General features: G+C 61.7%; 14 protein-coding genes and 3 pseudogenes. 3 read left to right on the plus strand and 14 right to left on the minus strand.

What is annotated here, in order from left to right; translation table 11 throughout:
* Window positions 1–62 precede the first annotated feature (62 nt).
* Entirely contained in the window at window positions 63–1,298 is a 1,236-nt protein-coding gene (dpdA, locus tag ABZX61_RS56405; RefSeq protein ID WP_355209082.1) for a tRNA-guanine transglycosylase DpdA, read from the plus strand.
* Window positions 1,299–1,428: 130 nt separating this feature from the next.
* Here dpdA and ABZX61_RS56410 read toward each other — a convergent pair whose 3' ends face one another.
* From ABZX61_RS56410 to ABZX61_RS56435, 6 genes are all read right to left on the minus strand, one after another.
* Window positions 1,429–2,217, minus strand: coding sequence for an integrase core domain-containing protein (locus ABZX61_RS56410; RefSeq protein WP_355209085.1), 789 nt, complete (start codon window positions 2,215–2,217; stop codon window positions 1,429–1,431).
* A 555-nt stretch (window positions 2,218–2,772) separates the two neighbouring features.
* Window positions 2,773–3,357 carry a hypothetical protein gene (locus tag ABZX61_RS56415; protein WP_355209088.1) on the minus strand — a complete coding sequence of 195 codons (585 nt, stop codon included), beginning with the start codon at window positions 3,355–3,357 and terminating at the stop codon, window positions 2,773–2,775.
* A 9-nt stretch (window positions 3,358–3,366) separates the two neighbouring features.
* Window positions 3,367–4,593, minus strand: coding sequence for a pentapeptide repeat-containing protein (locus ABZX61_RS56420; RefSeq protein WP_355209090.1), 1,227 nt, complete (start codon window positions 4,591–4,593; stop codon window positions 3,367–3,369).
* 542 nt (window positions 4,594–5,135) lie between these two features.
* Window positions 5,136–5,420 carry a hypothetical protein gene (locus tag ABZX61_RS56425; RefSeq protein WP_355209093.1) on the minus strand — a complete coding sequence of 95 codons (285 nt, stop codon included), beginning with the start codon at window positions 5,418–5,420 and terminating at the stop codon, window positions 5,136–5,138.
* A gap of 127 nt (window positions 5,421–5,547) precedes the next feature.
* Window positions 5,548–6,003 carry a hypothetical protein gene (locus ABZX61_RS56430; RefSeq protein WP_355209096.1) on the minus strand — a complete coding sequence of 152 codons (456 nt, stop codon included), beginning with the start codon at window positions 6,001–6,003 and terminating at the stop codon, window positions 5,548–5,550.
* Window positions 6,000–6,407: a hypothetical protein gene (locus tag ABZX61_RS56435; protein ID WP_355209099.1), complete on the minus strand. Its 408-nt coding sequence runs from the start codon at window positions 6,405–6,407 to the stop codon at window positions 6,000–6,002. Before ABZX61_RS56435 ends, ABZX61_RS56430 begins: the two co-directional genes overlap by 4 nt.
* Window positions 6,408–6,496: 89 nt before the next feature.
* Here ABZX61_RS56435 and ABZX61_RS56440 point away from each other — a divergent pair, with 89 nt between their 5' ends.
* Window positions 6,497–6,928, plus strand: a complete 432-nt coding sequence (locus tag ABZX61_RS56440) for a hypothetical protein (protein WP_355209101.1) — start codon at window positions 6,497–6,499, stop codon at window positions 6,926–6,928.
* 2,626 nt (window positions 6,929–9,554) lie between these two features.
* Here the strand turns inward: ABZX61_RS56440 and ABZX61_RS56445 are convergent.
* The 8 genes and pseudogenes from ABZX61_RS56445 to ABZX61_RS56480 all read right to left on the minus strand — a co-directional run.
* Window positions 9,555–9,866, minus strand: a pseudogene (locus tag ABZX61_RS56445) (transposase family protein); the annotation flags it as partial.
* A gap of 159 nt (window positions 9,867–10,025) precedes the next feature.
* Window positions 10,026–10,619 carry a hypothetical protein gene (locus ABZX61_RS56450; RefSeq protein ID WP_355209104.1) on the minus strand — a complete coding sequence of 198 codons (594 nt, stop codon included), beginning with the start codon at window positions 10,617–10,619 and terminating at the stop codon, window positions 10,026–10,028.
* 78 nt (window positions 10,620–10,697) lie between these two features.
* Window positions 10,698–17,321: a DNRLRE domain-containing protein gene (locus ABZX61_RS56455; RefSeq protein ID WP_355209107.1), complete on the minus strand. Its 6,624-nt coding sequence runs from the start codon at window positions 17,319–17,321 to the stop codon at window positions 10,698–10,700.
* Between the two features lie 227 nt (window positions 17,322–17,548).
* The gene (locus tag ABZX61_RS56460) at window positions 17,549–18,133 is read right to left on the minus strand and encodes a hypothetical protein (RefSeq protein ID WP_355209109.1); all 585 of its coding nucleotides are present in this window, start codon (window positions 18,131–18,133) and stop codon (window positions 17,549–17,551) included.
* A gap of 613 nt (window positions 18,134–18,746) precedes the next feature.
* Window positions 18,747–18,881, minus strand: coding sequence for a hypothetical protein (locus tag ABZX61_RS56465; RefSeq protein ID WP_355209112.1), 135 nt, complete (start codon window positions 18,879–18,881; stop codon window positions 18,747–18,749).
* A 50-nt stretch (window positions 18,882–18,931) separates the two neighbouring features.
* A pseudogene (locus ABZX61_RS56470) lies at window positions 18,932–19,135 on the minus strand (hypothetical protein); the annotation flags it as partial.
* A gap of 52 nt (window positions 19,136–19,187) precedes the next feature.
* Window positions 19,188–20,249 carry an integrase core domain-containing protein gene (locus ABZX61_RS56475; RefSeq protein WP_355209115.1) on the minus strand — a complete coding sequence of 354 codons (1,062 nt, stop codon included), beginning with the start codon at window positions 20,247–20,249 and terminating at the stop codon, window positions 19,188–19,190.
* A gap of 83 nt (window positions 20,250–20,332) precedes the next feature.
* Window positions 20,333–20,671 (minus strand): transposase family protein, encoded by a 339-nt coding sequence (locus ABZX61_RS56480; protein ID WP_355209118.1) that lies wholly within the window; start codon window positions 20,669–20,671, stop codon window positions 20,333–20,335.
* A 142-nt stretch (window positions 20,672–20,813) separates the two neighbouring features.
* On the opposite strand from ABZX61_RS56480, the pseudogene ABZX61_RS56485 reads away from it, so the two are divergent.
* Window positions 20,814–21,038: pseudogene (locus ABZX61_RS56485) on the plus strand (ISKra4 family transposase); the annotation flags it as partial.
* Window positions 21,039–21,133: the final 95 nt, after the last annotated feature.

Raw genomic sequence — 21,133 nt, forward strand, 5'->3', positions numbered from 1 at the left:
CAAGTAGCTCGTTCGCGAGCTCAGAACATTCATATCTTGATCGAACGTGCGTAGGAGGTTCCATGAAGTTCTACTTTCCCGACAGTCAGGATCAAATTAGTCCAACTTATAACTTTATTACGGAGGAATATTCGCCGTATCGCGTTCGGCAGCGTGATGACGTGTATGCTCACGAAATTCTCGACCCGATACCCTATCATGGTCTTCTTGTGAGCAAGGCGATCGTCGATGGCTCCGTGAGAGGGGCCGGCAAGTACACGATGCCGCAGCGTGAGCGGCTGTATCGCTTAGGCGTTTCTAAGTATTTTAGGTTGCCTGACAACATTGTGACAATGGGGGACTGCGGAGCCTTCAACTATATCGACGAGGAGCTTCCTCCCTACACGACTGATGAGGTCTTGAATTTTTATGAACGTTGTGGCTTTCATGCAGGGATAAGCATCGACCATGTAGTTTTCGGCTATGATGCAAAGGTGCCGGATAAGGAGGTGAACCTATCCTGGAAGAAGCGTCGTGAGATCAGCCTCCATTATGCCGAAGAATTCTACGAAGCCGTCCAGCGTAGCGGAAATAAAATCGAGCCTATTGGGGCTGCCCAAGGGTGGAGCCCAGAAAGCTACGCCGACAGCGTTCAGCAGCTACAACAAATGGGCTACCAGCGCATTGCTCTCGGAGGCATGGTGCCGCTGAAGACGGCCGATATTGTCGCTTGCCTGAAGATGATCGATCAAGTATGTCTGTCGGCTACACAGCTCCACCTACTGGGGATCACGCGAGTCGCCTCCATGGAAGAATTTTCTTCATATGGAGTCACCAGTTTCGACAGCACGACACCCTTCCGGCAGGCGTTTATGGACGACCGAAATAACTACCACACAGAAAACGGGGCCTACACCGCCATCCGAGTGCCACAGGTGGAGGGAAATCCTGCCCTCAAACGACGGATCCTGGCAGGCGAGGTCTCAGCGTCAAAAGCCCATGCTATTGAGCGAGAATGTATGAGGCGCCTTCGCGCTTATGACCAAGGCTCTGAAACGGTGGATAGGGCAATCGAGATCCTCGAAGAATATGAGAAATTGCTTGATTCAGGTATAAAGAAGAGTAAAATTCCGGCTTACCGCACTACTCTCGAAGCTAAGCCCTGGAAATCATGTAAGTGTTCGATCTGTGTAGCCCATGGTATCGACATAGCTATCTTCCGCGGTTCCGAACGTAACAAGAGACGCGGCTTCCACAACTTGTCAGTCTTCGCCGACAAAATGTGCAGAATTGAACATTTCCACAGGCAGGAGGGTTAGTGATTGACCGTGTGCCGCTCGAATATTGAGTTATGGGTCCTGAGCTGTGGTTAAGCGGCGTGGTGGTATTCGCTGATCATGCTGGCAACGACGGGTTTTCGGCGGACGATCCGCTGGTCGTTGAGGTCGGTCACGTCGTGAGCGGGCTGCGCTGCGATGTCCGGGGACGTTGCTGCCGGGACTGGTGCGGCCGGTGCCGGTTGTAGTGGATCAGGTACTCCTGGAGCACGCGGGCCAGGTGGCGTTCATTGAGGATCAGAATCCGCTCCAGAAGTTCACGGCGCAGCGTGCCGATGACGCGCTCGCAGATGGCGTTGATCCTCGGCGTCCGCGGCAGCGTGGTGATGATCCGCAGCCCTTCAGCTGTGAAGACCTCCCTGAACGCCGAGGTAAAGAGCGGATCCCGATCGTGGATCGGGAACCGTAGCCCGGTGATGCGGTCGCCCAGGTTCATCGCCAGGTTGCGGGCTTGCTGGGCCGCCCAGGCCCCGGTCGGGTGTGCGATTACGCCGGCCAGGTGCAGTCGTCGGGTGCCGTGCTCGATGAAGAGCAGCACGTAGAGCCGTTTGAGCGTGATCGTCTCGACCGCGCGGAAGTCACAGGCGATGATCGCGTGGGCCTGAGCGGTCAGGAACTGCCGCCAGGTCGGCCCGGCTCGGCGGGGTGCCGGATCGATACCGGCGGCGTGCAGGATCTCCCACACTATGGAGACCGCGATGCTGTAGCCCAGCCCGGCCAACTCGCCTTGGATTCTGCTGTGCCCCCAGCTCGGGTTCTCCCGCGCCATCCGCACAATCAGTGCCTTGACCGGTCGGCGGGTGCAGGGCCGTCCCGGACGCCGCCTGTCTGTGAAAGTCCATTTACGCGCCACGAGACTGCGATGCCGACGCAGGATCGCCGCCGGGGTGACCGGGAACACCTCCGCCCACCGGCGGCGGTGTATCAGTCGCGACAACGCCGCAAGCCAGAGACGGTCGGCGCCACCCTACCGAGGCCGGCTGCTGAGCTGACGGCGGAGGACCTGGTTCTCGTGACGGAGCACCAGTACCTCAGCCTCTTTGGACAGATCGGAGCGGATCAGCACCGTCAGCAGGTCGACCAAGCCCCTCACCAACTGGTAGACAAGCGACAGCAACACCTAGCGATGGTCGCAGCCGCTGCCTTGATCATTCAGCAAACCCCAGTTCAGAGCACGAAATCGTGTTTTCGAGCGGGACAGGTCACTCGATTCCTCGGTGTCTTCGAGCGACAGCAACCACTCCTGCTGGCCCCATGCCGGGCGATCGTAAGTGGGCTCGCCGGCTCCTGCTGGATTACAGCGCGTGATTCTTTCTTGACTCGCGCTTTGCGGCGCGGCCAGATCCAGCTCTTATGGGTGCGAAGATTTGCGTGCACAGGTCGCGATATGCATGGATACGGATGTGTCAATCGCAGTGTTCTCGTACGCTAAATGGGTGAGGAGCAGGCAAAGACGTTACGCTTCTGCCTTTTCACTCAATTCCCCCTCTTGGGGCAGAGATTTTTTATTGGTTGAAGAGGAGTTCCCGTTTAGAGAGTTTCCGCCTTGCATTAGAAGCAATTGGAGTTTGGCAAACTCACCCATCATTAATGCTCTTTGATGAGGGTCGTCAGTCATAATCGCCATACTCAAGTATCGACTTGCTCGCCCATCTTCATTTTCGCGACGCTCTACTTCTTGCTTCTGTTTGTCGATTCGAGAGCTAGTCATTTTTAGCGGAATTACCGAAGCGCCTGCGAGCAAACCTGCGAAGCTTGAGATCGTTCCAAAGACAGTCTTTCCGATAACAACTAGGAAGAGGCCTCCTGGAACCAACAATAGACCTAATGAGGTGGCGACGATGAACATCCAGAAGACTACGGTATCCTGACGATTCAACCGCTGAAGTTCTTCGCGCCGATCTTTTCGCCTTTCGGCCAGCTCGGCGCTAAAATTATTATACCATGCTTCACGAGCTTTTGTTAGTAGCTCCTGCGATCCCTCATCTTTGAGCTGAGGCAATGGATCGGACGCGCTCGAGTTTGGTATTTCATCGCTCAAGAGGGTCACCTATTTACGCGTCCGCTCTTTGCCGACCGAGGAAAGTAGTGCTTTTGGCGCCTCGGTTGGCGTGCCTTCATTTCTTTGCGCGACGATGCTATCTATGCTCACCATGGCAAATTTGGCATTATATAGCTTCGCATTGTTTATGCGGGCACCATCCAGTATGGCGCCCGTGAAATCTACTCCTTCGAGGTTGCTGTAGTCTAGAACCGCTTCGGACACGAATGCTGACCGCAGCGAAGCATCGGTAAGATTCGCGTAACTCAAATCTACTGCGGGCATTATCGCTGCAGTAAGGTCTATTTCGGGAGCCAAGAGGCGCGTTAGGCGACTTCCATTAAGCCACACACTTTGAAGTGTTGCTCCGCCTAGAGTGGAGTCCGATAGATCGACATGATCGAGTATGGCATTAGTGAATGAAGCGTCGATGGCTATACTCGCTCTCATAGAGCAAAAGCTGAGATCGCTCGCATCGAACTGAGCCCTTGTAAGATCTGCTTGATCTAGCAAAGAATTACGAAAGCTAACCCCTCTGAAATCAAGATCCGAGAGATCCGCGCCTCGCAGATCTAGTCCGCTGAGATCAATATTCACACCCGTTGAGATTATTTGTGCTATATCTCGGCTGCCCAGAATCCTAAGAGCAAGCTGAACATCGGAATCTAGACTGATATTCTCTCGAGTGAGGCGAGGAGTAGCTGGCCGAGCACGAGTCCTAATGAAGCGCGCAAGTGCATCTACTGTAGCGCGTTCACTTTGCTGAGAACCGCGTGCGAGAGCACCCAAAGCATAGACTGCGCCTATTCTGCTGAGTTCATCCTCTGTTGCTAGTTTTGATGTGGCCAATCTAAGTTGTTCGGCATAGCCAAGAACCACTTGCGCGCGGCGCGGGTCCGGAAGGTCTTTTGGTGGGGCCTTACGCCCGAGCCAAAAGGCATAGATCGCCACAAGCCCAGCTGGCGCTACGACGCCAAGAATGGTGGCGGAAGCATACAGCAAGGTATTGACGGACTTGGCATCGAATACATTGACCAGTTTAGCAATAGCAGTGGCTGAGGAGATCATAACCAAAGCTATTGAGAGGCCGACCAGTATCCTTGCTGAAACAAGGAAGCCTTGCTTATGCGAGGATATCCGGCTAGACAAATCTACGGAACGGCCAGAACTCTTACCCACTACGCCACCTGCATCTTCGTTATGCGGTAATGCTGGGGGGAAGAGTGAAGTCGCCATGGCTGCTGACTGGCTCGCTTCCTTTGAAGATTATCTAACTGCTGACTTTCGTGAGGATGTATCGCACTGATGAGACCTAAGATCTTTTTCATCTGCCTGTCTACCTCCTGATAGTGACGCAAGTTCCGCTGTGTGTCCAGGCGATTGCTGATTGCGAGTTGTAGCTGTTCTGTATAGATACACTAACCATCATGAGTGTCTGTTTTTCAAAATTTGCACCTTTTGGGCTGTCTTATACAGATGGTCCGTTTTTGAGATAAGATCGTCCATTACGGCTAAGCCGAAACCTGGTTTCTAGACTTCTGCGCTGGAACCTATGCATCTATCTACACATGGTGGGGCCTTTGGGTAGGCGTGTCTAGATATGAGGCGTTCTATCTGCGGGGAGGTCGACGGTTTCGAATTTTGCAGCTGCGAGAACTCTCGACAGACGTCCACCTGTCCATCCCGTGTGCCGTCGGCCCACCGCGGAGCGGCAGCGGGCCGACGACGGAGGTGCAAGCCCGGCTTCGCGTGTACGTTCGCCCAGACGCCTGCCATGGTCATTGGATACCAAAGGTCACAGCCGGGCTTGCGGTGGAGAAGGGCGGGGCCGCCTGTCCTACCCGTGTGCCGAATACCTGTTCAAAACCGCCACTGCCGGACTCGACCCACACGGCCAGGGCTGGACGCTGCACCAACTCCGACATTCGGCGCTGCAGCATCTCGCACAGGCCGGCCGCACCGCCCCCGAGTTGCAGGCCAAGAGCCGACACCAGCACCTGGCCAGCCTCGGCCGCGACGTACGCCTGGGCGAGCAGACCTCCGCCCGCATCACCGCCGAGCACGACCCTACCGCACGTCGTCGGTGCCCCCGCTGACTTCACCCGTTCCCGAAAGCCTGCCGAGCAGGGCTAATGCAGTCGCATGTACCGGGTGACACCGTCGTTAACGACAGGCCTATTACGGGGGCTTCTACGACGTCGGCCCCGTAGTCCTGGAGGTGACCCGGATCTCGCGACCCTCCTCGTCGAAGACCTTCCGGCGCCCCAAGGGCCGGTCGAGCGCGACGGGCACAGAGACGACCCCGCCGGTACCGATGGAAGCAGGCGGCCACAATTGGTCCCGCCACTTCTCGAGCAGCGTGCGCTCACGTCGCGGGCAGACGTCGCGGAGCACCACCCGGACCCGCACACTTGTCTCGAACTCGGTCGCTTCGGCTTCGTCGGCCTTGAGGCATTCGGTTGAGTTCATGTCACTGATGGCACGCAGGATGAGGACCCGTCCTTCCACCTCAACCAGGTCGATCCACCCGTTGAAGGGTGGTTCAACAGGCCGAGGCTCCCGGATGGAGACCGCCATGGGAATCGCGACGGCCAGCACCAGGAGGCAGCACATGCGCCACAGGAAGGACGGGCTCAGCGGGTTCATTTCTTGTAGATGTCCTTGCCGACGGTCTTCATCACGTCATGGATGTCGGTGGAGTAAGTCACGCAGGTGGACCGGACAGGCGCGTCATCGCCGACTCCGCCGCTGAAGATGCCCTTGGCCACCACGTATCCATCGCTCTGGTGGAAACTGTAGACCGGCGCGCCTGAATCACCGCCGACCGGGCACTTGCCGGGTTTCTTACCGACCTGTACCCACCGCACCGTGCCGATGTATTCCCGGGTTTTCGGGTCTACGTACTCGACCTTCCAGCCGATGTCGGTGACCTTGAAGCGGCAGATCTGGCCGTTGGATTCGGGATTCGTGCTGGCGCCGCCGATGCAGTACCGCTCTGGAAGAATACAAGAAGGCCGCCTCTGAGCTCTTCCGATGCGGAAGAGCTGCATGCTGGACCTACATGTAAGATACGATACCGTCCTCAATTGATAGCCGAGCGAGAAGAGATAAAAGGATGAGGGTTGCGCGGAGACGAAAGTTGACTGCAATTGCTCTTGCGATCTCTCTTCTTGCTGGAGGATGTGCGCAGCAGCCCGAAGAGGTCGACCCCGGCGTACTGGAAGAAGTTAATAAGATTGGCACAGTTATCTGGAAAGAACGCCAAGAAGTCTCAACGGGATCAGAAATCCTAGTAACCCATGCTTTCTTGGTCGATGTCGGTGGCGATACTGAGGAGGAATCACTCGGGAAGGCGGTGGTCTATCTCCACAGCCGAAACTGGACCACCAAATTGGACAGTCGGCCGCAAAATGTGTGGCTGAAATCATCCCGGTGGAAAGGTGCCACCATTGCTGCTTATGCGTGGAGTGTCTCTGAGGAGCACGATCAACCCGAAGCGATGAAGGCCATCGAAAGTCAGGGCATCAAGCCCACGGCGCTCGTGAGCGTTTACGCGTACGTAGGTTGGTGAGGGTGTCTGAACGCCGACAGTGCGCCTGCCAAAAATTCCATCCATGCAGGTCAAGCAGCATGTGAGTACTCGTGGAGGACGCCGCCAAGCCGGTCTCGTCGGCGTATGCTCGCGTCGGTGATCCGTCCAAGGTCTGTGATCGGGGCCGGGACAGGACGCAGCGGGGCGGCTTGATTAAGGGCTTGGTGGGCTCGGCGCTGGTTGTAGAAGCGTTCGCACTCAGTTGCGTTCACGGGAGTGCTGTATGGGTTAGAGCACGTGCCGAGCACTGCGAGCGACCTCTACGGGCGGTGCCTGCATGACTGGAACGCGAAATCCACTTCCGCGGAGCTAGGATGCAACCGCCGAACAGGGCGGCGGCCGTGCTCGGTGCGTGCTCGTACGCCCCGACATGCGCCGTCAGGACGCGGCACTGCCTGGCACGCAAAATGTGGGGAGGCGGCACGAACCACCACCAGGCGGCACCGCGCGGCACTAAAGGATCTTGCTTCTAATCCGATGGTCGCAGTGCTCGCAACTCCGATGTCTGCGCTTTCGAGACGAGTCGAGACGAAGCTTGATCTGGTCTTTACGTTCGATCGCGTTGACGGCCAATACTTGATTTATCGAAAGCAGTGCGTTGACAATGATTTGCTGAACATGTACAGAATGCCCTATCTCAAACTTCGGTAGGGCTCGCGCACGAATTCTGGGGACTTCGACTGCCTAATCCGACGGTCGCAGGTTGGAATCCTGCAGGGCGCGCTTTGATCATGGTCTGACCTGCGGCTATACGGGATCGGATGCGTTTAGAATTTTTGTCTAGCGCTTGCGTGCTCCGTGCGTGCTCGCGCGCACCAACCCCGCACACGCATGATCGACATCGGCCTTCTGGGGTGTACCGCTCGAATATTGAGTTACGTGGGCTGAGCTGCGGTTAAGCGGCGTGGCGGTATTCGCTGATCATGCTGGCAACTACCGGTTTTCGGCGGATGGATCGCAGGTCGTTGAGGTCGGTCACGTCGTGAGAGGGTTGCGTTGCGATGTCCGGAGGCCGTTGGCGCCGGGACTGGTGCGGCCGGTGCCCGTTGTAGCTGCGCCATGAGGCGCCTTTTTGTATCCCCAACTCAGTTGGGAGGGACTCGGAGGGAGGTTCCTGGGCCTGATGGCTGACCCGGATCCGAAAGGTGATCGGGGACCACAGCATGCCAGAAAATCGGCGGTCGCGTTCAAGTGCCAGAAGCGATGCGTCGAGGGGCCCGCGTGACACGGCGAAAGCTGGATTGCCTGAACCCTAATCTCCAGATGACGAAAGGGCACGTCCGCCGGAAATGGCATTTGCAACCGGCGCCAGACCCTGCATCGGCATCACTACAAGGTCGATGCATCCTCCGGGGTGTGGAGCGATTCCCAATGAGGGAATTCAAGGAGATGAATGGGGCGCCTAAATCACGCTCGATACGTACAACAAGGATGAACATGGGATCACCTAAAATCACTGGAGAGCCCGTTGCTCGGAAACGGGCACGGCGGGTTCGGGAGGGGGCCGTCGGGAAAAGGACCAGCACGCTGGCACCTCGCCTGACGGCCTACCTCGCTGGATCAGATACTCCTGGAGCACAAGGGCCAGGTGACGTTCGTTGAGGATGAGGATGCGGTCCAGGAGTTCGCGGCGCACGGTGCCGATGACGCGCTCGCAGATGGCGTTCATTCTCGGTGTCCGCGGCATGGTGGTGATGTCCCGCAACCCTTCGGCTGTGAAGACTTCCCTGAAGGCGGAGTTGAAGAGCGGATCGCGATCGTGGATCACGAACCGCAGCCCGGCGATGCGATCACCCAGGTCCATCACGAGGTTGCGGGCCTGCTGCACTGTCCATGCCCCGGTGGGGTGCGCGGTCACACCGGCCAGGTGCAGTCTCCGGGTGCCGTGCTCGATGAAGACCAGCACATACAGCCGTTTGAGCATTATCGTCTCGACCACGAGGAAGTCACACGCGATGATCGCGTGGGCCTGGGCGGCCAGGAACCGCCGCCAGCTCGGCCCCGCCCGGCGAGGTGCCGGATCGATACCCGCCGCGTGCAGGATCTCCCACACCGTGGAGGCCGCGATCGGATAACCCAGGCGGGCCAACTCGCCTTGAATTCTCCTGTGCCCCCAGGTCGGGTTCTCCCGCGCCATCCGAATAATCAGTGCCTTGACTGGTCGGCGGGTGCATGGCCGTCCCGGGCGCCGTCTATCCGTGAAGGTCCACTTACGCGCTACCAGGTTGCGATGCCAGCGTAAGATCGTCGCTGGCGTGACCGGGAACACTTCCGCCCACCGGCGGCGGCGAACCAGCCTCGACAACGCCGCAAGCCAGAGCCGGTCGACGTGACGCCACCGCGGCCGGCCACCGAGCTCACGGCGCAGCGCCTGGTTCTCGTGGCGAAGCACCAGCAGCTCAACATCCTTCGACAGATCAGCGCGGACCAGCACCGCCAGCAAGCCGAACAAGCCCCTCACCAATCGGTAGACAAACGCCAACAACACCTCGCGATCGTCGCAGCCGCCGCTCTGATCGCGCAGCAACCCCCGGCTCACAGCATGAAGCCGTGTTTTCGAGCGGGACACCTTGCTGACGTCCTGTTTTCGCATCCACGCAGCCGCATCTACCAGGTAGTGCAGCCCATCGCGCCGGGCCTTGCGCAGCGCCTGGCCGAGCTTGGGTGAACGCGCCGACAGCAGCATCACGGTCTCTTCGACATATCGCCAGGCGGTCGCGGGCGAGACCCCCAATCCGGCTCCGAGTTCGGTGAATGTCTCGCCCTTGCGCGGGTAGACCAGCACCACCAAGGCCTGCTGTCCTGCGTTGAGCAGTCGCCAGGCCGACCTGATCGCCTTGCGGCGCTGGCGGATCACCCCGGCGACGTAGTTCAGCGTTGAACGCGACAAATCGACGGCAGCACGATAAAACAGCATCCGAGGCCCCTGCTTGTGACGGATCTGGTTGTGGTGATCAATGCGTCTACCAGGGGTTTCTTACGTCGTCAGGCAAACGTCAAGCTCGCGATCATGCTGTGACCGGTGCTGGCTGCCCGGGGGACGAAAAGCCTCAGTACAATCCCTGGGGCGTATTGCTTACCAACTCCAGGCGTCATCTGGAATACGGTAGAGCGTTCGAGGGGACATGAGCCAGTCCTGATCGATGAATCTCCCGGTGACGTGTCCTAGTAGGTGTAGGTAGGAATTTAGTTCGCTTTCGTCATCCTGGGCCGCAGTGGCGTCGACATTGTGTCTGTTGAACAGTACTTCAAGTTCCCCCAGCGTGTTTGAATTTCGTCCGTATTGCCCTCGACCCTTCCCGTCACGCCAATAGCTGAGGCCGTGGACGCCACCTTCTCCATCATCGTACTCTAGATAGAAAAGCCGCCGTCCGTCCGCGCTAAGAGGGCCAGGGGCAATCCCGACGCCGCTGAGGCTGATGATGTGCAGCCATTCGGGAGCGTGTACGCCTACCCAAACTATCTCCTCGGACGAGTATGGGTCGTACCACTGCATAGCCGTTTCGAAATCGCAATCAAGTCTGCTGGCCGGGTCAGCACGGAGAATATGGGCGGCCGACTCAGGATCACTGCCTTCCACCCAGGTGCCGGCGAACCGTGCCGAGAATCCGTGCGACGACAGGAATCCCCATTGATCCTCGATTGGGGACGGACTCACGTTATTTGTCATGGAAACCTTCTTGTTATGCGATTCGCCGCCGCCCGGCGGGCGGCGGCGAATCTGGTCCTGTTCAGTCGGCAGTCGGGATCATGACACGATCAGAACCCAGTAGGGGTCGCCCACGTCCACGACTCGGTACTTGCTGTAGAACTTGTTCAAGGCTACACCGTGCAGCCGGTTGTGTTCTCTTCCGATGGCGCGAAGGGAATAGTCGAAGGTGGCGTTCGCGGCGCCCTGCTGGGACGAGGCGAAGGGGTACTCGTCGCACTGCAGCTCATTCCATCGCGGGTCGACTCTGGCGATGTACGCGGGGTCGCCATACAGGTCCTCGTAATAATACCTGCAGTAATTGCTCCGATAGTATTTACCTTCCGCCGTGAAGGAGAAGTTGCGACCGGAGAACACATCGCGGTTCAGCCTTGCGCCGGCGGTCGAATTCCTGGTGAGCGGGCCACCTGGAACAGTACCGGGATCGGCGGCCCAGTTGCCCGGGACTTTCTTGATCTGCTCGGTTCCGTCGAAGGTTCGCAGCGGGGGATCCTGCTTCTCGTTGGGACGCACCGCTGGATGCGTTCTCGGGTTCGTGGCCGTGTTGAGCGCCGTCTCGATGTGGTCGATGACCTGCCGGAAGTTGGCATTCTGGGATTTGGACATGACGAAGACCTTGTGCCCTCGGGTGTTCACACATCCGCCCGTGTGATCGTCCACTTCGTTGGCGGGGTCGTCCTCCCTACCGGATGTCCTCCAGTCGCAGCGTACGTGGGGAGCGTACAGGTTGCCGGTGGCGGCGCCATCTCCCTTGCGGATCACGCCGATGCGCTTCCCCTTCTCGTCGAGATATTCCTGCGACCAGAGCCGGCCTTCCGTGACGGGGTACCCGAACACGTTGCTCCACATAGGTTTGATCGTGCAGACCGAACTCTGGAGCTGCGCATCAGTGTCCGCGTCGATCACGAAGGCGGCGTCACTGTTCGACTGCCAGGTTTCTATCGTCCTGACCTGTTCGCTACCTGACTGGATTCGGCACGGCCTTCCCGCTTGTGACTCGAGTTCGACATTAAACCCGATCTTGGCCTGTTCCAGCTTGTCATCGTAGGCGCTGAGCCGTCGTCCATCCGAATAGAGTCCGAATTCACCCAGACGCGCGAACACCTTGATGCTCTGCGGGGTGACGCCAGTCCCTTCTCCGTTGACCACCCCATTCCCCGAGGCATTGCCTAGATATGTGTGCACGACCCAAGTGACACGCATCTGGAAGATGACGTCAGGAGAGAGCTTCTGCTGCATCTCCTCGAGCGTCATGCCCAAGACGCCGCGGAGCTTCGTAGACCTGTTACCTGCTCTACGCCTTGGTCTGTCCGGGTCGTCGTCATCTCCATCCGACTCGTAGACGGTGTAGGACACATAGGACGACCAGCAGGAGGCGTAGACGCGTTCCTGAATCCGTGCCAGTAACGCTGCGTGCTTCGGTTCGATTGGGGTGTTGTAACAGTCCTCCAGCGTCAAGTGGTCAGGGTTGAAGGAGGAGGCGGCTGTGGCGGAGCTGGCAGCCTTGGGCGCGGACCCCGTTGCCGGCTGAGTGATCAGTGCCCTCACTGACGCTCCGTTGACGACGGCAGTGAGTTCTTCGGAGGACAGGGGCCTCTGGTAAAGCTGGACGTCGTCAAGATCACCTAGCGTCTTGGTGCCCAGGGTCATGGCGGTGTCCGCATTCCATGCCGTGAAGCTCACTGGCGAGGTCTTGACCAGGTTGCCGTTGAGGTACAGCGAGGCGGTCTTGGCCATGGCGTCGTACACGCCGGCCAGGTGGAACCACTCGCCGACCGGTGGTTCGACGTCGGACAGCGCGCCCTCGACCGTCGCGTCGGCGGTGTCGGCGCTGGTGAAGGTGAACACCAGTCCGTGGTCCGGGGTGTTGCCGAGCCGGAAGGGTGCCTGGTGGGTGCCCTTCTGCTCGAGGACGGTGTAGTCGCCGTCCTTGTCGCTCCATCGCAGCCAGGCGGCTGCGGTGAAGTTTTGGTCGGTGCGGATCACCGGTCCGGCGGTCTGGGCCAGGGGTTCCTCGCCGGGCTGGGTGACGTCGATGGTGACCTGTTGCCAGTCCGACCAGGCTGAGGGGGCCTGCTCGGTGACGGCACGCAGGCGCCAGCGCACCTTCCATCCGTCTGTCAGCTTGCCCGTCGGGACGGTGATGTTCGCCGGGGTGCCGGAGGCGACATTGTCTATGGCGCCGGTCCAGATCTGGCCGGTGCCCTGATCGGTCGCGGCTGGGTCGTGCTCGATCTCGGCCTCGGCCCGCAGGGCCTGGCCCGTCGGGTGGGTGAGGGTGGCCTGCAGGGTGGGGGTGAGCGTGGCGGTCACCGTCACGCCGTCGACCACCTTCGACGGGGTGATGGTCAGGCCGGTGGCGGTGGGCTTGGGCAGGCTGATGGTGAAGGACTGCCAGTCCGACCAGGCTGAGGCGGCGGTGGGTGAGACCGCGCGGGCCCGCCAGCGCACCTTCCATCCGTCGGACAGCGTGTCCGCCGGGACGGTGACGTTCGCCTGCGTGCCGGCCGGGACGTTGTCGGCGCTTCCGGTCCAGATCTGGCCGGTGCCCTGACCGGTTGCGGCCGGGTCGTGCTCGATCTCGGCCTCGGCCCGCAGCGGTTTCCCGGCGGGGTCGCTCACCTGGACCAGCAGGACCGGGGTGCGCGTGGGGGTGACGGTGGTGCCGTCCACTTGCTCGGACGGGCTGACCTGCAGCGCGCCGACGGCGGGTTCGGAGACCGGGTCCGGCACGTCGATGGTCAGGGTCTGCCAGTCCGACCAGGGTGAGCCGACCGTGGTGGAGGTGTTGATCGCCCGGACCCGCCAGCGCACCTTCCACCCGTCGGTTAGCTTCCCGGCGGGCACGGTCGCGGACGCCTGGGTGCCGGAGGCGACGTTATCGACGGTGCCGGTCCAGATCTGGCCGGTGCCCTGCCCGGTTGCGGTCGGCTCGTGCTCGAGTTCGAACTCGGCCCGTACCGGCTGTGCGGCTGGGTCGGTGACCGTGGCGCGCAGGGCCGGGGTCAGGCTTGTGGCCACCATGCCACCGTCGACCACCTGGGAGGGTGTGACCTGGAAGGCACTGACGGTCGGGTTCGGTACGTCGACCGTGGCCGTCTGCCAGTTCGACCACGCCGAGGTGGTGGAGGCGGTGGCGTTGGCCGCGCGGGCCCGCCAGCGGATCTTCCATCCGTCGGTCAGCTTGCCTGCGGGGACGCTGACGGTGGCCTGGCCGCCGGAGGTGACCGTCTGCGAGGCGCCGGTCCAGATTTGGCCGGTGCCCTGTCCCGTGGCGGCCGGGTCGTGCTCGACCTCGAACTGGCCGGTGAGGTTGCCGCTCGCGGGGTCGGCGACGGTCGCGGCGAGTTGCGGGGTGAGCGAGGTGGTCACCGTGGTGCCGTTCACCGTCTGCGCCGGGGTGATGGCCGGGGCGGAGACGGCCGGTTGCGATGCCGGGCCGCTGGTGGTGACGGTCAGCGTGGGCGGCTGGTTGAAGTCGGTGTCTTCGGAGGAGGTGAACACCCGGTAGTTGTCGATGTTCGCCTCGCCGGGCGACTTGAGCACCAGGCCGTGGTTGGCGGCGCCGGCAGCCCAGTCCTGGGCGATGCCGGTGACGTTCCACTCCATGCTGTCCGGGTAGGTGGCGCAGTCGGAGTTGACGCCCTTGAAGTTGGTGGAGGCGTCCTCGGTGGTGAGGGTGGGCTTGGTGGCCCAATACATGCCGGTCGGGTCCCACGCGCTGGTCAGCCGGGCGACCTGGATGCCGTTGGCGAGCGCGGGGCCACAACTGTGGCTGTCGACGGTGTTCATCGACAGCTTGGCGTCGCTCACCGTGCTGCCCTGCAGGCCCGTGGTGTCGAACTTCAGATGCACCCGCATCTTCATCCCGCCGGTCATGGTGCCGGCCATGAGGTTCGGGCCGCTCGGGTAGGAGGGGGCGTCCACGTCGAGCGTGCTGACATCCACGTCGGCGCCGACGGGCAGCGTGACCGCCGCGGCCACCCGCACCGGGTAGGTGGTGTCGGCGTCGGCCAGGAACGCCTGGTCGGGCTTGACCACCAGGTCCGTGCGGCCGTCCTTGGTGACCACGTTCGTGCCGGCCTCGGCGCGCTTGGCCAGTGGGCCCTTGGCGCTGCCGTCCGACACGATCGGCCGTGTTCCTGCGGCGAGGAGCTTCTTGTCCTTGCCCTTCAGCAGCAGTCGGCCGCCCTTGCCCTCGGTCAGGGTCAGGCCCTCGTCATCTACGCCGATCCGCAGTTCCAGCGGCTTGGCGGGCCGCTGGCGCAGCACCACCTCATACCGGAACCCGGTCGACAATGCCGTCACCACCAGGTCGGCGCCCACGCCGGCGGCGTCGGTGTAGGTGGCCACGCTGCCCTTGACCGTCGGCTTGGGCAGCGGCGTCGGCCAGCGCAGCGCGTACGACTTGCCATCGGCGGACATCTTCACGAACGGATCCGTGCCGCCCGCGGAGATCTCCACGACCGCGCCCTCGGCGAGGGCCTTCGGCCGCAGCTTGCCGCCTTGCTCGGCCAGGGTGGCGTCGATCGGCACCCATCCGGCGCCCTGCCTTGTCCGCACCGGACCGGCGGTGACCTCCGTCTTGAACGTCTTCCCGTCCGGCTGGGCGTAGGTGATGCTGGTCGCGGTCGTCTGGTCGGCGACCTCGACGGGCTTGCCCTGCTTGGCCGCCGCCTGGGAAGCGGCGACCTGCGCCTGCGACGGCATGTTGGAGATCGCGTTGCTGTTCTTTCCGGCGATCCACGACGCCGTGTTGTTCAAAGTCGCATCGTGATCATTGCCCGACGAGTCGGCGGCCGTACGACCCTCTCCCTCGTCGAAATCCCAATGGCCTGCCGCCTGACGGATGGTGCTGAACGACCATGAGAAAGGCTGCATGGTGTTTTCCCACGCGTCAATCGCCCCGGAAATCGTGGCTGTGTAAGTGACGCCTGGATCCAAGGGGGCGGCGGGAGTGAAAATCAGCACCTGCTCATCGGTCAGGGCCGAGGATCCCGCGATCTCAGCCCCGCCTGCCGACTTGAGAACGACCTTGGCATCTGCGACCTTCTCCGAGAATGTCGCCCTGACTGTGGTAACAAGCGGCACATCCACGGTGCCGTGGCCGGGCTCGACAGTGATCACGGACGGTGCTGTTACGTCCTCCTCACCGCTCCCATCTCCACCGTCGTCCAGGTCAAGCTTCCCCGTGTCTACCAGGTAACCGTCTCCATCACGCTGGGTGCCGATGGCTTGAGCCAGCGCGTCGGTGATTTGCACTGATTCGGGTTGCGTCGGTTGGTAGATCGACTGGGCGACCGCGTTTTCGTAAAGCTCAGGAGCGCCTGTCAAAGGTGTAGGGGAGAGCATAAGGATCTCCTCCTGCACAGCAGGGGGCGCTGGTATGTATTCGACGATGAGGGTGGGCGGGTGCCGGTACCCGGGGTAGGGGTCGCCGCTATATTCGCTGGAGTAGTACTGGCGCCAGTTGATTGATGCGTTCTCGGGGAGGGCCCGCAGCACTAGACCGTAGTTGGGTTTGTCCTGTTCGATCCAGGCGCGGGTCATGGCGTTGACCTGGTGGAGCAGCGTCGCTTCCTTGGCGCACCAGCTGGCAGGGTCGGCTTCGTAGTTGTAGCCGGCCTTGTTTCCTCCTTCTAGGGTGCCTAAGGTCAAGGGCTGGTTGGACCAGCTCAGGCTGCTGGTACTCCATGAAGAGGTGACGCGTTCGGCCGCGATGCCGTTTCCGAGGTTCTCGCCGCACAGTTGGCCGTTGGGGCCGCCGGATTTGTAATTCCACATCCACAGGTCCGCGTCGAGGACGGTGGCGCCCTCGAGCTCCGGGGCATCGGTGTTGAATTTGAGGTATACGCGGGCGATGTCGGCGCTGGTGGAGGTGGTGCCGGCGCGCAGCCATCCGGCTGCGGCGTTGTTGGTGCTGGGGTTGTTCTTATTGACCCAGGCGTCGGTGGGTACGCCGCCGCCGAACCATTCGGAGGCGGCGGCGATGGTCACCGGATAGGTGACCGCCGGGTCGGCCAGGAACTTGTCGTCCGGGGTGAACACCAGTTCTGGCGTTGTGCCGGAGGTTTCCACGCGCGCGGTGACCGGGGAGCTCTTGCCCTCGTCGGGGGAGGCTTCCACCTTGGCGTCCATCGCGGTCAGCACGATCGGCGCCGCCGCTGCCTTGCCCTTGTCGTTCTTGAGCTGGGGCAGCCCTTCGGACGTCTTACCGAATTTGGTGCCTTCGGGCAGGGTGATGGGCAGTCTCACCGTCACTGGACCGGTCGGTCGCTGCCGGAAGACCACCTGGGAGATGAACCCGTCGGCTTGGGCCTGCACCAGCAGGTCCACTCCCGGTGCGATGGCGTCCGGGTAGGTGACCGAGCTGCCGCCGATCTTCGGCTCCGGCAGCGCCCGAGTCACGCCCAGGCCGCTGATTCCCTGCTTCCCGGTCGCTGCAACCAGTTGCTTGGTCCCCCGTCCGCCGAAGATCAGCGGGCTCTTGACCCGCGTGGCCTGGAGCTTGCCGTCGCGGGTGATGATTCGGGTGTCAATGGGTTCCCATGCGCCGCTGGTCGGATTCTTCAGTTGGACAGGCCGGGTGTACAGCTCGGCTCGCATGTTCTTGCCGTCCGGGTTCGCCCAGACCTTCATGGTCTCGGTGAACTTTGAGGGCACCTCGACAGGTTGGCCGGACTCGGTGGCCTTATCCCAGGCGGTCTTGAGAGCGGGATCCGCTGGGACGCTTGACGGAGCCGCCGAGGTGGAGCTCGGGGATGGGGATGGCGTGGGACCCTGGGCGGTCGCGGGCGCGCTCATCAGCGAGAACGGCAGGGCCAGCGCCGCCACCAGGGCAGCACGGTGGCGCATCCGGATGGGTAAGCCGGATGATGATCGGCGTGTGTTCACTCACTACCTTTCGAACGAATATGGGAAAACGGGGTGATCATCACATAAGGCGCAACTAAAAGTAAAGATCGTTTCCTGTGATAGGAAAGGTATGATCCGTGACGAAGAGGGCGACGGTGAACCTCCAGGTTGCAGCAGTCGTCGCCGTGTGCCCTGTCCGTACGTTCATCCGCCTTGAGGTGCGATGGACCACGCCGAAGAAGCGACGGCGCAGCAGTCGGGGTGGCTACGGTTCCGGCAGTTTCACCGATGATGGTGGCCACGCCGAGCACTCCGCAGCCCGGGATGGCTAGCAGCTGCGAAGCCAGGACGCCCACGAGCTGACGCAACTGGCTTTCCACCTGGTTGATGCGCGCCGTCAGCTGGCAGCAGCGTTCCAGCAGCTCACGAGCGATTTGGGCGACGACTCCTGGCATGTCCGCCAAGCGCTGGGCGAGCTGGTCTTGCAAGCACTGACGGCGCAGGCCGCGAAAGAGGATGCCCAGCTCGGGATCGAGTTCGTGCAGGTGCCAGCGTAGTTGACTGCAGACCCGGATCCGCTGGACGACCAGGTCATCCCGGTAGTCCGCTAGCAATTTCACCTCACGCGAGGGGCCGTCCAGATGCGCGATGGGCAGGTCCAGCTCGCGCAGCGCGACCCGGGCGACCGCCAGCGCATCGATCGGATCGGACTTGCCGCGTTCCCGTCCGCCGCGGCGCTGGCTGGCCCACCGGCTGCGTCGTCACGCGCACGACACGGTAGCCGGCCGGCAACAGGTCGGCCTCCAGGTGCCGGGTCACATGGAGGCAGTTCTCAATGGCGAATACAACCTCAGGCCATTGACCTCGCCAGGCCGCAGCCTCGACGAGGTGCAGATCCACCAGCGGCCCATGAGCGCCGATGACGTCGCCGGTGTGTTCACAGTGGACACAAGCCCCGCACCCGCGGCTGCGTCCCCGACGCAGGCGAGAACGGGCGCAACCGCAGCCGCGGTTCAAAGCGGAGCTTTCGATTACAGCGCGTCAACCTGTAGACGCGCCAGGTCAGCCCGGGCGAGACCGACTATGCGGAGTACGACGCACGTATCCGCGAGTTGCCCTACAACCCGTGCTGGTCCGCTACCTTCAGATAAAGGATTACAAGGAGGATGATTCGATCGGGAGAAAGAAGAAATCCACCGGTAAGTGGGCGTTTTGTCCTGTCTGGTTCCGGGTTCAGGTGCCGCGCCATGTGGAGGTGTTTTCGCCGGTGAGGCGGTGGGTCATGAGGTCGATCATGGCGATGTGGATCACGGCTTTGGAGTGGTCGGGGCGTGCTTCGTAACCGCGGGCGTGGCGGCGGTGGAGCATCGGCCAACCGAACGTTCGCTCAGCCTGTGGGTGCCGAATATCGTGTCGCCTCATGCGGCCTGCGAGTATTCGTGAATGCTTTTCATCCTCACGTTGCCTGAGCAAACTTGGTGATTCTGAAGGACGGCGATGGCCTTGCAGAGATGGCCGGCCTTGCTGGGGCTACAGCGGAGCTTGCGGAGGATGCGCCAGCTCTTGAGCTGGGCGTTCGCGCGTTCGCCAGGTCCGCGAAGGCGGGCGTGTGAGCGATTGGCCTGTCCGGTGCCAAAACGCGCTCATAGCGCTGACCTGCGGTTTCGCACGTCGTCAAATGGCTCTGCGATACTCACAGATCAGACCGCAGACGACGCTTCGTCGCTGTATTCGAGCCGTGAGATCGACCACCTCGGCCGGATCGTGAAGGGGTTGGCGTAGTGATAGCGCCTGATGCGGACGGTGCTGGTTGTAGTGGCGCTTGTACTCGGCCAAAGTCTGTCGAAGGTGCCGCTCACCAAGGATCAGAAGGTGATCGAGGCATTCGCGCCGGAGCGTGCCGACGAACCGCTCGGCGAACGCGTTCGCCCGTGGCGAGCGCGGCGGAATCTTCAGGACGCGCATGTACGCGCTGGCGAGCACCTCGTCAAATCCTCCGCCGAACTTGCCATCCCTATCCCGGATCAGGAACCGGAACCTGCCGACTCGCTCACCCAGTTCCATCAGCAGATTGCGCGCCTGCTGCGCCGTCCAGGCACCGGTCGGATGAGCGGTGACACCGAGGATGTGCACGCGGCGCGTTTCGATCTCCATGACGAACAACACGTACAGGCGCTTGAGGAACACCGTATCGACGTGGAGAAAGTCGCACGCCAGGATGCCGGAGGCTTGAGCGATGAGGAACTGGCGCCAGCTTGGTGAAGCCCGGCGCGGCGCGGGTCCAAATCCCGCCGCCGACAGGACCCGGCGGACCGTCCCCTCTCCCACCTTGTATCCAAGACCGAGGAGTTCGCCCTGGATGCGTCGATGTCCCCATCGTGGATTCTCCCGAGCCAGCCGGATGATCAGGTCGCGAATCTCTTCGGAGATTGGAGGTCGGCCCTGCTTGGCGGGGTAGGTCCACTTCTTCTTGACCAGCCTGCGGTGCCAGGCCAGCAGCGTGCCGGGCGTCACGATGCGATGAAATCGAAGGCGAGCGGGTAACAGCCTGGCCAATCCGGCCAGCAGCGCCCGATCGGCCCAGTCCAGCCTGGGCTGGGCGACCTGGCGACGCAGCACCGCGACCTCATGACGCAACACCAAGATCTCTACCTCTTTGGAGGCACTGCTCCGCGTGAGCAGCACCAGCCAGCCGAACACCCTGACCACCAGCACATACACAAGTCGAAACAGCACGAGAGTCAAGCCTAGAAGACCAAGTCAGACCCTCTGCATCAGTTCTGGCACCGGACAGGTGAGCGCGGCGAGGTAGGCGCAGGTCACGGCGTCGAAGGCATCACCGTCCAGGCGGGCGAGCAGCCGTCCAAGGGTGCTGGCGGCCAGCTGGACGGTGGCTGGGAGCCCGAGGTCGGGTGCGCAGGCCGGGGGTTGTATCCGGCGATAAACCGGGTGATCTTCGCCAGGGATGTCGCTCCGCTGAGGACGGCGAGCAGGGATAACGCGAGCAGCGGGCCGAGTCGGTAGCGACGTCCTCGGCGGTGCCGAGGGTCGGGTACGGCATCCAGCACCTGGGCCAGGGTGGGCAGGTCGGAGGCGGGGTCGGTGAGGGCGACGTGCTCCAGGTGGCGGGAGAGCACGTCGATCGTGGATGATGGCACGCGAACGCGGCCCCTGTTCTTGATCGACTGGCTAGACACCGACGATCATGAGGGGTCGCGTTTGCCATATGCGCACCGAGGCGCCCTACTCGCCCACCCGGCTCAGGGGTACAGCAGTCTCACCAGTCGAGAACGCAACGGCCCTGTCGTGACAGGCGTGATCGAAGGCGCCTGCCGCCATCTGATCGCCGACAGATTCGATCTCGCCGGGGCACGCTGGGGCCTGGCCGGAGCCGAAGCCGTCCTGAAACTCCGCGCCCTGATCGCCAACGGTCACCTCGACGAATACTGGCGTTTCCACCTCGCCCGGCAACACGAACGGGTCCACCAGAGCGACTACCAGGACGGATACTCCCTCACGGCTTGATCGCTCCAAGTCGTTGAGGAAGAGCCACACCCTTTGTCGCTCTACGTCCACGTCCTGACACAGATAACGATCTTTACTTTTAGTTCCGCTTTATG

Origin of the sequence: Nonomuraea sp. NPDC003709 (genome assembly GCF_040610775.1) — a bacterium.
Taxonomy (GTDB): Bacteria; Actinomycetota; Actinomycetes; order Streptosporangiales; family Streptosporangiaceae; genus Nonomuraea; species Nonomuraea angiospora_A.

What these genes read in the sequence shown, in the direction of transcription:
- dpdA (WP_355209082.1), top strand. Translation starts at nt 63, where the DNA reads ATGAAGTTCTACTTTCCCGACAGTCAGGATCAAATTAGTCCAACTTAT.
- ABZX61_RS56420 (WP_355209090.1), bottom strand. Translation starts at nt 4,593, where the DNA reads ATGGCGACTTCACTCTTCCCCCCAGCATTACCGCATAACGAAGATGCA.
- ABZX61_RS56430 (WP_355209096.1), bottom strand. Translation starts at nt 6,003, where the DNA reads ATGAACCCGCTGAGCCCGTCCTTCCTGTGGCGCATGTGCTGCCTCCTG.
- ABZX61_RS56435 (WP_355209099.1), bottom strand. Translation starts at nt 6,407, where the DNA reads ATGCAGCTCTTCCGCATCGGAAGAGCTCAGAGGCGGCCTTCTTGTATT.
- ABZX61_RS56450 (WP_355209104.1), bottom strand. Translation starts at nt 10,619, where the DNA reads ATGACAAATAACGTGAGTCCGTCCCCAATCGAGGATCAATGGGGATTC.
- ABZX61_RS56465 (WP_355209112.1), bottom strand. Translation starts at nt 18,881, where the DNA reads ATGCTCCACCGCCGCCACGCCCGCGGTTACGAAGCACGCCCCGACCAC.